The sequence below is a fragment of the Candidatus Rickettsia tasmaniensis genome (genome assembly GCF_036857515.1).
Lineage (GTDB): Bacteria > Pseudomonadota > Alphaproteobacteria > Rickettsiales > Rickettsiaceae > Rickettsia > Rickettsia rickettsii.
In genome coordinates this window covers 14,686-27,009 of sequence record NZ_JAQCNX010000018.1, presented here as the reverse complement: position 1 = coordinate 27,009, position 12,324 = coordinate 14,686, and the positions used below count along the sequence as shown (strand labels likewise).

Here is a 12,324-nt window from a genome sequence, read left to right as displayed (position 1 = left end):
ATCTACTAATTTAGATAAACTAGAAGTATGCATTAAGCCGAATTCTTTTGAAAGAGCTTTGTCTAATTTAATCGGTAACGCTATAAAATATGGAACTAAAATTAAGATATCCTCAAAAGATAATTCATCTACCGTAGCTATAATTATTGAGGATAACGGTCCCGGTATAGATGATACGGAAACACACCTTGTATTTAAACCGTTTTATAGATCAGATAAAGCAAGACAGCTTGATAATGCAAGTAACGTAGGACTTGGGCTTGCTATTACTAAAGAAATAATAAACGATCATAAAGGCTCTATTTATTTAGAAGATAGCAAGGATTTAGGCGGGCTATCGGTAAGAATCGAAATACCTAAAATATGACTACCGATGTCATTCCCGTGTAGATACCAAATCGTCATTACGAGGAGAGGCAAAGCCAAGGGCGTGACAATCTCAGAAATTTTATATTGTTTCATGAGATTGCCACGCTCCTTTCAGTCGCTCGCAATGACGGAAAAATCGATCCATGCAGCAACATCTAAAATATAAAATAATGACTAACATAAAACATTTAGCAATAATAATGGACGGTAATGCTCGTTGGGCAGATCGGCATAACTTAACAAAATCTGAAGGGCATAAAGCAGGAGCCGATAAAATTCGTGAATTACTGCCTGAGTTTATTAACCTTAACATACCTTATATAACTTTATATACTTTCTCTTCCGAAAATTGGCAACGCTCAAGCACGGAAGTAGATTTCTTAATAAAATTATTAAGTATTTATTTAAAAACCGAATTAAATAATTTACATAAAAACGGTGTTAAAATAAAAGTAATAGGTAGGCTTAATTTATTAAGTAGCTCATTGCAAAAACAAATAAATAATGCTATAGAATTAACAAAAAATAATAATAAAATAACGCTTTGTATAGCTTTTAGTTATGGAAGTCGTCAGGAAATAGTTGATGCCTGCACAAAAATTATTACAAGCGGTAAAAAAGCAGTAAGTGACAGCGATATACAACACGCTTTATATGATCCTGAAATGCCGGATGTAGATTTATTAATAAGACCGGGCGGGGTTTATCGCATTAGTAATTTCTTGCTTTGGCAAGCAGCTTATGCTGAATTATATTTCTCACCCAAATATTGGCCTGATTTTAATAAATATGATATACAAGAAGCTATAAATGATTACTCAAAAAGGAAAAGAACATTTGGCAAAAGATAAACAAAAATCAAACATATATTTAAGAATCCTGTCCAGTATAGTTTTAGTTCCGTTATTTGTCGTAGCTATATTATGGTGTAAGCCTTTATTATATATTCTAATGATATTAGTAGGTACGGGAATGTTAAGTGAATGGTATAATATGACCTACTCTTCTATTCCTTATCTATTAATCGGGCTAATTATTATTCCGATTCCTATAAGCCTATTAATATTTTTAAGTATGGAAGATACCAATAGATGGCTTATTATGCTTTATTTTTGCATAATGTGGTCGGTAGATACTTTCGCTATGATTGGCGGCAAAACTTTTAAAGGAGCAAAACTTGCTCCGAAACTTAGTCCTAAAAAAACCTGGAGTGGTTTAGTGACGGGAGTATTATCAGCAGGTTTAGTTGCGGTATTAGTTAGTTTTATACCAAACTTTCATATTGAAAATTACTATTTTTCAAATAAAATTTATTTGTTTATAATTAGTTGTATATTAGCATTAATAGCTCAATTAAGTGATTTATTTATTTCGTATTTTAAGCGAGAATTTAATATTAAAGATAGCGGTCATATAATACCCGGTCATGGAGGAGTGCTAGACAGATTTGATAGTATTATTTTAACCGCTCCGATATTATTTCTTATGAAGATATATTTATGATAATACATTTAAATAATCATTCTAAAAAAATAATTTTAAATATCTTTTTAGCTTTACTGCTTGGATATTTTGTTTTTCATTGCATATATGGTAACAAAGGGATTATTGCATATTTAAAAGTAAATAGGCAGCTTGAAAAAGCTTATGATGAACTAAAAGGCTTACGAGCAGAAAGAGTAGAACTTGAGCATAACGTCAAATTACTTCGAACGGAATCTCTAAATAAAGATATGTTAGAAGAACAAGCAAAGAAAGTTTTAGGAGTAGCTGCTCCAAATGAGCAGGTGTTTAATCACCAATAACAAAACTTTGTTGTCATCCCGCGACTTGATCTCGGGATCCAGTCTTTTTTAATTTTTTTTGGATACCGTGGTCAAGCCACGGTATGACACAGAACGCGTTTTTCGATCCGCACAACAACATTATTGATTAAAAGGAATTAAAAATCATTTATGGCTATAAAAATTTATCAACACGACCTACCTAATAATTTTGAACTTGAAGGAGATCTAGCGATAGATACCGAGACAATGGGGCTAAATCTACATAGAGATAAACTATGTTTACTACAATTTAGTAACGGCAATGGTGAAGCTCATCTTGTTCATTTTACAAATCAAGATTATACAGCTCCTAATTTAAAAGCATTATTACTAGATAAAACTAGATGCAAGATATTTCATTTTGCTAGATTTGATCTAGCATCCATAAAAAAATATTTAAGTATAGATTTAGAAAATATCTTTTGTACTAAAATATCTTCAAAACTAGTTAGAACTTATACCGATAGTCATGGGCTTAAGGATTTGTGCCGAGAATTGCTTAATATAAATATTTCAAAACAACAACAATCTTCCTATTGGGGTACGGATAATTTATCTTCAGAACAAAAAGAATATGCAGCAAAAGATGTGCTTTATTTGCATCAGTTAAAAGATATTTTACAAAAAATGCTACTTAAAGAAAATAGGTATGAACTTGCCCAAGATATTTTCCGTTTTTTACCGACAAGAGCTAATTTAGACCTTATCGGTTGGAATGAAATCGATATTTTCATGCATTAATTTATTAATACCATTTATTGACTTCAGGTATAAAATCAGGTGCACTATTTAATAGTCTATCTGTAATAAATTTTAATTAATAATTGAAGCTTATTGCAGAAATAGTAGTTCCTATGTCAAAAAAATCTTATAATTTACAGCAAAAAAAAATAAATTACCGGTTAAAATTTATTACAGACAGTCTATTAGTAGCTAATTGATTTTTTTAAATTACTGAGCCTACAATAGACTTATTGCATAATGTAGCTAAGGAAGAATTTGAAGGAAACACGGAAACACTTACCACCGCAGCATACATAAAATGTGAGTACCGGATTGACATACAAATTTACCCTTAGACGCAAGTTATACAAAAAGTTTAATTAATTAGTAACTAAAAAGGGGATCTTTATGACTAATAGAAAAAAAATAGACGTGCTAGATTCAGAGTCAGATTTAAATCTAAGTCTAGATAGTATAGCAAACCTCTGTTATCCTGGGATAATAACTTGTGAAACAGAAGAAGACACTTTAAGTATTGATGGCGGTGTTTTTGCCGCATTTTGGTGGGCAGCCAATTATATAATAGATAAAGTATTAATGCTAATAACAGACAATATTTACTATTACCTTAGAGAAGAGGCATTATGAAACTTCATCTTATCAGGGTGATAAGGGTGCTTCAAAAGGTACTTACCATAATAATTGCAGTAATTTTATAAATGAGACGAAGCAGCATTATGATTCTTCATTAGATAAACATAAGGAGGTAGTTTTAGGTCATACTACTACTTTTTTTGGGTTAGTATGGTGGTAATACAATAAAAGTATGCTAGGTGTCATACTGCGGCTTGACCACGGTATTTAAAAACAACTTAAAGTACTAATAATTTTAGTATTTTAAACTAGATCCCGCGATCAAGTCGCGGGATGACAGATTCAAAAAATAATATACTTCTGACAAATGAAAAGTAGATAGACGCAGTTTAATTTGGAAAGAGCAAGGAGTCTGTAAGCCGAGGAGCGGAGCGTATATTAATACGTGAGCATCCGAGGACTTACCAAAACGACGTAGCCAATTTTCCAAATTAAACGAGTATATTCACAATTTTACGAGGAACGAGGATAATCTTCCTCGGCTCTTTCCCTTCTAAGAACTTTTGTACCTTTGGCAGACTGACGGTAACTTGCTTTATTTCATCTTCACTTACGGAAGTTTTAAACTCATAGGTATCACGGAGTTTACCGTTAACCTGCACTACCATAATATATGTATCTAACTCTAGCATTGATTCATCAAATGCAGGAAAAGACGAATTATATAATCGCTCTTTATTGCCAAGCTTCTGCCAAATTTCTTCCGTAATATGCGGGATAAAAGGATTTAGTAGCTGTACTAAAACATTAAAGCCATGCCTTACGGTTTTAACATCAATTTTATCCTTGGATATTTCAGCAGATATATCATTAGAAAGCTCGCGCATACGTGCTATTGCTCTGTTTAGGGCAAAATGCTTTATATCTTCGGCGACGTGCTTTATTGTAAAATGTACTAACCTATTAAGCTCTTTATTAATCTCGCTATTCACATCATCTTTTAAAGAATCTATCGCCTTAAACATATACTCAAGTTTATTAATAAAACGTGAGCAGCCTTCAATACCGCTTGCCGACCATTCTAGATCTTTCTCAGGCGGACTATCGGACAGTACAAAAAGCCTAATAGCATCTGCCCCATATTGCTCTTGCATTGTCTCAAGATCGATGAGATTCTTTTTAGACTTACTCATCTTTTCAATGCGTCCCTGCACTACTCTATTATTGCTTTCTTTATGAAAAAATTCATTACCCTTTTTAACTACTTCTTCAGGATATAACCAATTATTATGTTCATCTTTGTAAGTGGCATGCAGCACCATACCTTGAGTAAATAGCCCTTTAAAAGGCTCTCGAACGCTTACGTAATTCTGTTCGTTCATTACTTTTGTGAAAAACCTTGCATATAATAAATGCATTACCGCATGTTCAATGCCGCCTATATATTTATCGACCGGTAGCCAGTAATCACAAGCTTTTTTATCAGTCATCTCTGTAGCATTGCTATTGCAATATCTCATAAAATACCAAGATGATTCAAAAAATGTATCAAAAGTATCGGTTTCACGCACAGCCGGCTTATCGCATTTCGGACAATTAACATATTTCCAACTAGGATGATGATCAAGCGGATTACCGTGACCATCAAAATTTACATCATCAGGTAAAGTAACGGGTAAGTCTTTGTAAGGTACGGGCACTATGCCACAAGTTTCGCAGTGAATCATAGGAATAGGACATCCCCAAAAGCGCTGCCTTGAAATCCCCCAATCTTTTAGACGATAATTTACGCTGCGTTTACCTATCCCTAGTTTCTCAAATTCTCCGATGACTTCTTGTTTTGCTTCGTTACTAGTTAAGCCGTTTAGAAAATTCGAATTAATTAAAATTCCATCTTCCGTATAAGCGATCTTTTGTACATCCATATCTGCTTTAATTACTTGTTTAATAGATAAATTCATTTTAACAGCTAATTCATGGTCACGTTCGTCATGAGCAGGGCAACCAAATATTGCACCAGTGCCATAATCCATTAGCACAAAATTAGTAATAATAACCGGTAAAACTATATTTGAATCGAAAGGATGAGTAACAAAAAGACCGGTAAATACACCTTCCTTTTCAGCCTTTTCTAGTTCGCTACTTCTTGTAATATGCGAGCATTTAGTTATAAAAGCGAGTATTTCAGGTGTTTTAGAAACTAACCGCTCTATTATCGGATGATTAAAGGCAATTCCTATAAAGCTAGCACCAAAAATGGTTTCAGGTTTGGTTGAGAATACTTCTATAGTAGTCTCTTCATTATCCTTAATTTTGAAATGAAAATTAGCACCTATCGATTTACCTATCCATTTCTCTTGCATAGACCGAACAGCTTCAGGCCACTCTTTTAAATTCTGAATTTCGTTTAATAATTCTTCAGCATAATCGGTGATTTTTAAGAACCATTGCTTTAAATAACATTTTGCAACTATTGCACCTGAACGCCAACCACGCCCGTCTACAACTTGTTCATTCGCAAGCACGGTATTATCAACCGGATCCCAATTAACAAATGATTCTTTTTGATAAGCAAGATTTCGTTTATAAAGCTCTAAAAAGAATTTCTGCTCATGTTTATAATACTCAGGATCGCAACTATTTATCTCTCTAGACCAATCATAAGAAAAGCCCATAGATTTTAGCTGCTTTTTCATATTCTCGATATTAGAATATGTCCATTTTTTTGGGTGAGAATTATTTTTTATTGCGGCATTTTCGGCAGGTAGCCCGAAAGCATCCCAGCCCATCGGATGAAGCACATTAAAACCTTGCATAGTCATAAACCTTGCAATAACATCACCTATAGAATAGTTGCGTATGTGACCTACATGGATTTTACCGGAAGGATAAGGCAGCATTTCAAGTACGTAATATTTTGGCTTGCTACTCGCGTTTGATACCTCAAAAGCTTTTTCTTCTTGCCAAATGTGCTGCCATTTTTGTTCTATTTGGTTCATATTTTTTTAATTTATATACTGCATCGTCATTGCGAGCAGTCGTAGACTGCACGGCAATCTCATCAAATATCCTGAGATTGCTTCGTCAATTACTCCGTAATTTCCTTGCAATGACGGAAATACTGTTATTACCTCACACTATTAATATATATATCTCTAGCTTTTCTTAAAATTTTATCTTCAAGCGTGATAGCAAGATTTGAGGTGTTTTCATTAAGTACCCATTGTTTATTTTTAAGCATTTCTTCAAATACTTTCACTTCGATTGAATCAGGGCTTATTACATCGTCTTTAATAAATATATTTATTTTAAATCGAAAATTAGGATTAGAACGTGGGCTATACCATTCCGTAATAATCACGCCGCCGTTTGAGTCGGCTGATGCAAGAGGAGCAACACTTATAGTCTCTAATGCTGCTTGCCAGAGATATTTATTAACTGAACCTCCTACAGCTTTAGTAGATTCGTTCTTAACCCTACCCGGTCTAAAAACTAATCCTTCTTCACCTGCTATAGAACCTACTTCGTCCCATTTCTGCTCTCGTTCTGTTTTTGGATAATCACCCGCTAAGATACCAGTACTTATTGCACTAAGTATAATTACAAAAAATAACCCGATAATTTTCTTCATAACCAATATTTAATTAGTGTGCTTGAGGGAAATAATAGAGAAGCTTTAGCTATTAGTCAAAAATTATTTCTCTCCACCGTTCTTTGGCATTGTTATATGGCTCAAAAAACCCACTCGATGTCATGCCTGCCTACGCGGGAATGACATAGGGCAGATTTAATTATTTCTCAGAAATAAATTCAAAACGTGGAATATTTTTGCCGTGTAATAAAACCTTTTCGTTAAACATTTCAAGCGGCCTTACCCAAAGCTGGAAATTATCATATAATGCTTTATAAACTACTAACTCTTGCAAAGTTTCAGTATGTTTTGCAGTATCTATAACTTGATATAATTTTTCTTTGTAATGCTTATATATTCCGGTTCTCATAAAACTTACACCTTAACAGGCATGACGACAAAAATATCTTTAGGATTCTCAGGAAATTTAATAAGTACCGGTGCTGAAACATCTGAAAAATATAGTTCTACTAAATCCGATTTCACTGCTTTTAAGACATCTTCCAAATATTGCGGGTTAAAGCCTATAGCTAAAGACTCATCACTATTATATTCATAAAAACTTCCCTTATCTTGTGAAGAATTAATAACCTCTTTTGCGTTACCTCTTGCTTCACCGACGGCACTAATCTCTAAGGTTTCACGAGATAACGATAATTTTACTGCTCTAAATTTTTCAACGGTTATTATCGCTATCCTTTCTATACTATCTGCAAATATTTTTCGATTAATTACTAATTTTGAGCTGCTGCTTTCCGGAATAAAAGCACTATAATCAGGGAAAGTACCGTCTATAAGCTTTGATAGCATAATAGTATTTTCATTACATATAAATTTAATCTTATTGCTATTTAATAAAATTTCTATATCTTCATTTATATTTTTAGGATCTTTAACGATTTTTAAAATTTCCTCTGCACTTTTTTGTGGTAATATAACTCCAAAATTCTTTATTTGTTTTTCTAATGTTACCCATGAAATCGAAAGTCTATGCCCATCGGTACTTGCCGAATAAAACTCTTTGTCTTTTATATGTAAATAAACACCGTTTAAATTATAACGAGTTTCATCTAAAGAAATCGAAAACTTTGTCGATTCGATTATTTTAGCAAAATCCGTGCAGGAAATTTTAAAACTTGCTTCAGGATTAATACTATCCATTGCAGGAAAAGAACTAACCGGCAAAGTAAATAAATTAAATTTACAATTTTTTCCTTTGATCTCAAGTCCCGTTGTACCAAGATCTGTTAATGTAAGCTCGGAATCCGGAAGTTTTCGGACTATATCATTTAGAGTTTTCGTAGAAACGGTAAATTCACCTTCACTTACTACCTGTACTGCTATTTTTTGACTTAAGTACAAATCCATATTAGTAGAACTAAGCTCTAGATTGCCGTCTTTTGCCGATAATTTAATGTTTGCATATTCAGGTATTACATTACGTTTTTCAACAACGGAACTTGCAAACCCTAGGGACTGAACTAACGTTTTTGTTTCAACTATTAATTTTAACATATTGTTATTCTCTTAATGTTCCTTGAAATTTTTGCGAGATGGCAGCAACTAAATCTTTACTGAACGAATTTAAATCAGTATCAGATAACGTCCGATCATCTGCTTGTAGCTCTATTTTAACCGCTATAGATTTTTTACCTTCAGGTAATTTATCACCGCTATAAATATCAAATAATATAACTGATTTGACAAGCCTTTTATTAAAATTATTTATATATGATATTATTTCACCGACTCTATGATCTTGATCAACAATAAATGCGTAATCTCTAAAATTAGCTTGGAAATCCGATACTGCGAATTCGTCTCTTTTACCAAATTTAGCTTTTATCAACGGCAAATTCGTAATATTTAGCTCGAATGCAAATATTTCCTGATTAATATTGTAATATTTCAAGATTTTAGGGTGTATCTGCCCAAAATGACCTAATAAATTTTTACCAAGCCCTATATTTACTGCTCTAGTTGGATGATAATATTGTGGCAATGCTGTCCCATTTGTTGCTATACATTTATCTATAGATAGTCCTGCATAATCAGCTACCAACTCTAAATCGCCTTTAAGATCAAAAACATCATAGCCTCGTCCAAGCGAATGAGGATTTTTATTATTATATGAACCGCTTATAATTGCCGTCAAATAAGTTGCTTCCGTATTTAAATCTATAAAACTTGGTCCAACTTCAAAAAAAGCCATATCTTTTATAGAGCGTGCTAGATTTTTACTTACTATACTTAACAAATTTGGCAGTATAGTAGGACGCATATAATTGTCTCCTATGCTAATAGGATTAAGCAAAAATAACTCTTCTTTTAATTCAGCAAACAACTTTGCATCTTCACTACTCATAAAAGAGTTAGTTACTACCTCATCATAGCCTTTGCTTGCTAATATCCTTTTAAAACTAGATATTCTTTTATGCTCTCTTAGCTTCTTATTATCTTGGTCTAGTTCGGGTAATTTTATACTCTCTATTTTATCATAGCCGTAAATACGAGCGATTTCTTCAGCTATATCTTCTAAAATAGTTATATCGTGACGCCAAGAAGGAGCTATTACCTTTATAATCTCACCTTTAACATCCGTAATAAATCCTAGTTTATTTAATATGGCTTCTATCGCTTTGATATTTAGTGTAATTCCTGTAATTTTTTCTAAATAACATGCTGAAAAATCTAAAGGTTTTTTTTGTGACTCTTTTTCACCGACTTTCACTACTTCCGATACTTCACCGTTTCCGCATATTGACAAAATAAGATTAGTTGCTATGTCCAAAGCCTTTTCCGTAAAATTTCTATCGATATTACGCTCATTACGATATCTAGCATCCGTATCAATTTGGAATCTTCGCCCGCTAGCTGCAACCATTTTAGCATTAAAACAAGCAGCCTCGAGTATTATATTAGTTGTACTATCAGTACAACTACTATCAGCCTCGCCAATGACACCGGCCAGACCTTGAATACCGCTTTCATCTTTTATAACTAAATCATTTTCGGTAAGTAAATATTCTTTGCCGTTTAGGGCGTAGCATTTAGCTACGTCATTGCGAGGCTGCAAAGCAGCCGTGGCAATCTCATTTTGTTGTCCTGAGATTGCTTCGTCGCTACGCTTCTCGCAATGACGTGCTACAGTAATTCCCCCTTTTATCCTATCTGCATCGTAAGCATGCATCGGCTGCCCAAAGCTATAGGAAATATAATTTGTTACATCCACTAAGCTTGAAATAGTTTTTACCCCAACATTTTTTAATAATTTCCGTAACCAATCAGGGCTTGGTTTATTTTTTAAATTTCTTATCTCTCTAAAAGTAAATAACGGACAGGCTTCTTTATCCTGCACGTTAAGCTTCATTTTAGAAAAAAATGTACTCTTTATTGCCGACATTTCTAGCTCTTTAAGTATTCCTATTCCTTTAGCTGCTAAATCTCTTGCGATGCCGTAAACTCCAAGTGCATCACCACGATTAGGAGTAACGTTAATAACAAATATAGGATCATCTAAACCGTAATATTTAGTAAAATTCTCTCCAACTACGGCATCTTCAGATAGCTCTATAATCCCTTCAGACTCTGAAGCTAGCAGTAATTCCTCTTCAGAGCAAAGCATACCACAGCTTTTTTTGCCTCTAATAACAGATTCCTTAATCTTAAATTTACCGTTTGGTATTTCTATTCCGATATTTGCAAGTACTACTTTTATACCTGCTCTTGCATTACGCGCACCACAAACTATTTGTAGCATACCGCTTTTAGTCTCAACATCACAAAGCTTTAATTTATCAGCTGACGGGTGAGGTTTAATATTTGTAATATATGCTACTTCAAACTTTTGTAACTCCGCCGCTTTATCTACCACCTCTTCCACTTCAAGGCCAATAGCTGTTAGGGCTTCGGCAATTTCAGTAACTGAAGCCGATGTCTCTAAAAATTGTTTTAACCATGATAACGTAAATTTCATTTCGTAAGCCCTCCTGCTAAATTCGGTATATCAAAGCTCCCAAAATTATAATGTTTAAGCCAACGCATATCTCCTTCAAAAAATTGCCTTAAATCTTTGATATTATATTTTAACATTGCAAAACGCTCTACTCCAAGCCCAAAAGCAAAACCTTGATACTCGCTGCTATCGATACCAACATTTTTAAGCACGTTTGGATGAACCATCCCGCAACCGAGGACCTCAAGCCATTTATCGTTTTTATTCATCCGAATATCAACTTCGGCAGAAGGTTCGGTAAATGGGAAAAAGCTGGGTCTAAAACGTAATTCAATATTAGAATTTTCAAAAAAGCTTTTTATAAATGCCGTGATAACATATTTTAAATGTCCCATATTGATCTTTTTATCAATAACAAGCCCTTCTATTTGGTGGAACATTGGCGTATGCGTCATATCTGAATCCGATCTATAAGTCCTACCCGGTGCTATAAACCTAAAAGGCGGTTTGCTGTTTTGCATAGCTCTAATCTGCACTGTTGAGGTATGAGTACGTAATAACAGCGGCTTATTATTTTCCTGACTTTTCAAATAAAAAGTATCATGCATTTGCCTTGCGGGATGATCATCTTCAAAATTGAGAGCGGTAAAATTATGAAAATCATTCTCGATATTCGGTCCGTTTTCTATAGTAAAACCAAACTGCGAAAATACTTGTATTAACTCCTCACTACATTGTGTTATTGGATGAATAGAACCTTGTTTATATCTCCGTGCAGGGATTGTTAAATCAATTTTATCGGCAGCAAGTTTAAAATTTAGTTCCTGCTCCTCTAAAATTTCTTCTTTTGCTTTTATTACATTCTGTATTTTATCTTTTAATTTATTGATTTTTAAGCCAAATTCTTTACGTTCCTGTTCATTTAAACTACCTAATTTTTTAAGCTCACCGGTCACTATACCGTTCTTGCCTAAAAATTCTACTTTATATTCTTGCAGAGCTTTTAAGTTTTGTACTAATAAGATCTTGTCCTCAGCAAGCCTTAATATTGTTTCTATATTTTCCATGATTGTTTTTTTGTTTTTGATTTTTTATTGTACGGTAGAACGTCATTGCAAGGAGGCATTGTTGCGTGGACCTGTTTATCCGTCATTGCAAGGAAATTGCATAGCAATTGACGAAGCAATCCAGTTAAAAATTCTGATTTACAGAATTTTTTTAATTAT

General features: G+C 33.5%; 12 protein-coding genes and 1 pseudogene. 7 read left to right on the top strand and 6 right to left on the bottom strand.

Annotation, left to right across the window (positions count from 1 at the left end):
- The 7 genes and pseudogenes from O6R16_RS04655 to O6R16_RS04625 form a co-directional block, all read left to right on the top strand.
- On the top strand, positions 1 to 367 hold a 367-nt coding region (locus O6R16_RS04655; protein ID WP_499680209.1), incomplete at its 5' end, for an ATP-binding protein.
- A 145-nt stretch (positions 368 to 512) separates the two neighbouring features.
- Positions 513 to 1,220, top strand: coding sequence for a polyprenyl diphosphate synthase (gene uppS / locus O6R16_RS04650; RefSeq protein ID WP_499680208.1), 708 nt, complete (start codon positions 513 to 515; stop codon positions 1,218 to 1,220).
- The gene (locus tag O6R16_RS04645) at positions 1,180 to 1,872 is read left to right on the top strand and encodes a phosphatidate cytidylyltransferase (RefSeq protein WP_499680207.1); all 693 of its coding nucleotides are present in this window, start codon (positions 1,180 to 1,182) and stop codon (positions 1,870 to 1,872) included. Before uppS ends, O6R16_RS04645 begins: the two co-directional genes overlap by 41 nt.
- Positions 1,869 to 2,174 (top strand): FtsB family cell division protein, encoded by a 306-nt coding sequence (locus tag O6R16_RS04640; protein ID WP_012150781.1) that lies wholly within the window; start codon positions 1,869 to 1,871, stop codon positions 2,172 to 2,174. Before O6R16_RS04645 ends, O6R16_RS04640 begins: the two co-directional genes overlap by 4 nt.
- Before the next feature lie 150 nt (positions 2,175 to 2,324).
- Positions 2,325 to 2,936, top strand: a complete 612-nt coding sequence (locus O6R16_RS04635) for a ribonuclease D (protein WP_499680206.1) — start codon at positions 2,325 to 2,327, stop codon at positions 2,934 to 2,936.
- 390 nt (positions 2,937 to 3,326) lie between these two features.
- Positions 3,327 to 3,566: a hypothetical protein gene (locus O6R16_RS04630; protein ID WP_499680212.1), complete on the top strand. Its 240-nt coding sequence runs from the start codon at positions 3,327 to 3,329 to the stop codon at positions 3,564 to 3,566.
- Positions 3,567 to 3,911: 345 nt separating this feature from the next.
- Positions 3,912 to 4,007 (top strand): annotated as a pseudogene (locus O6R16_RS04625) (palindromic element RPE5 domain-containing protein); the annotation flags it as partial.
- Here the strand turns inward: O6R16_RS04625 and leuS are convergent.
- The 6 genes from leuS to pheS all read right to left on the bottom strand — a co-directional run bounded on the left by leuS (position 4,004) and on the right by pheS (position 12,165).
- On the bottom strand, positions 4,004 to 6,511 hold the full coding sequence (gene leuS, locus O6R16_RS04620; RefSeq protein ID WP_499680205.1) for a leucine--tRNA ligase: 2,508 nt from the start codon (positions 6,509 to 6,511) through the stop codon (positions 4,004 to 4,006). The pseudogene O6R16_RS04625 and the gene leuS sit on opposite strands and share 4 nt — an antisense overlap.
- Positions 6,512 to 6,639: 128 nt before the next feature.
- On the bottom strand, positions 6,640 to 7,143 hold the full coding sequence (locus tag O6R16_RS04615) for a DUF3576 domain-containing protein (protein ID WP_499680204.1): 504 nt from the start codon (positions 7,141 to 7,143) through the stop codon (positions 6,640 to 6,642).
- A gap of 160 nt (positions 7,144 to 7,303) precedes the next feature.
- Complete coding sequence (locus O6R16_RS04610; protein WP_499680203.1) at positions 7,304 to 7,513, bottom strand: DUF1653 domain-containing protein; 210 nt, start codon at positions 7,511 to 7,513, stop codon at positions 7,304 to 7,306.
- A gap of 5 nt (positions 7,514 to 7,518) precedes the next feature.
- A complete protein-coding gene (dnaN, locus tag O6R16_RS04605) occupies positions 7,519 to 8,658 on the bottom strand; it encodes a DNA polymerase III subunit beta (protein WP_499680202.1) in 1,140 nt (379 codons plus the stop codon).
- Between the two features lie 4 nt (positions 8,659 to 8,662).
- Positions 8,663 to 11,119 carry a phenylalanine--tRNA ligase subunit beta gene (gene pheT, locus O6R16_RS04600; protein WP_499680201.1) on the bottom strand — a complete coding sequence of 819 codons (2,457 nt, stop codon included), beginning with the start codon at positions 11,117 to 11,119 and terminating at the stop codon, positions 8,663 to 8,665.
- Positions 11,116 to 12,165: a phenylalanine--tRNA ligase subunit alpha gene (gene pheS / locus O6R16_RS04595; RefSeq protein WP_499680200.1), complete on the bottom strand. Its 1,050-nt coding sequence runs from the start codon at positions 12,163 to 12,165 to the stop codon at positions 11,116 to 11,118. Before pheS ends, pheT begins: the two co-directional genes overlap by 4 nt.
- Between the last annotated feature and the right edge of the window lie 159 nt (positions 12,166 to 12,324).

Coding starts and splice junctions, on each gene's coding strand:
- O6R16_RS04640 (WP_012150781.1), top strand. CDS start 1,869: ATGATAATACATTTAAATAATCATTCTAAAAAAATAATTTTAAATATC.
- O6R16_RS04645 (WP_499680207.1), top strand. CDS start 1,180: ATGATTACTCAAAAAGGAAAAGAACATTTGGCAAAAGATAAACAAAAA.
- O6R16_RS04630 (WP_499680212.1), top strand. CDS start 3,327: ATGACTAATAGAAAAAAAATAGACGTGCTAGATTCAGAGTCAGATTTA.
- O6R16_RS04610 (WP_499680203.1), bottom strand. CDS start 7,513: ATGAGAACCGGAATATATAAGCATTACAAAGAAAAATTATATCAAGTT.
- pheT (WP_499680201.1), bottom strand. CDS start 11,119: ATGAAATTTACGTTATCATGGTTAAAACAATTTTTAGAGACATCGGCT.
- O6R16_RS04635 (WP_499680206.1), top strand. CDS start 2,325: ATGGCTATAAAAATTTATCAACACGACCTACCTAATAATTTTGAACTT.
- O6R16_RS04615 (WP_499680204.1), bottom strand. CDS start 7,143: ATGAAGAAAATTATCGGGTTATTTTTTGTAATTATACTTAGTGCAATA.
- leuS (WP_499680205.1), bottom strand. CDS start 6,511: ATGAACCAAATAGAACAAAAATGGCAGCACATTTGGCAAGAAGAAAAA.
- pheS (WP_499680200.1), bottom strand. CDS start 12,165: ATGGAAAATATAGAAACAATATTAAGGCTTGCTGAGGACAAGATCTTA.
- dnaN (WP_499680202.1), bottom strand. CDS start 8,658: ATGTTAAAATTAATAGTTGAAACAAAAACGTTAGTTCAGTCCCTAGGG.
- uppS (WP_499680208.1), top strand. CDS start 513: ATGCAGCAACATCTAAAATATAAAATAATGACTAACATAAAACATTTA.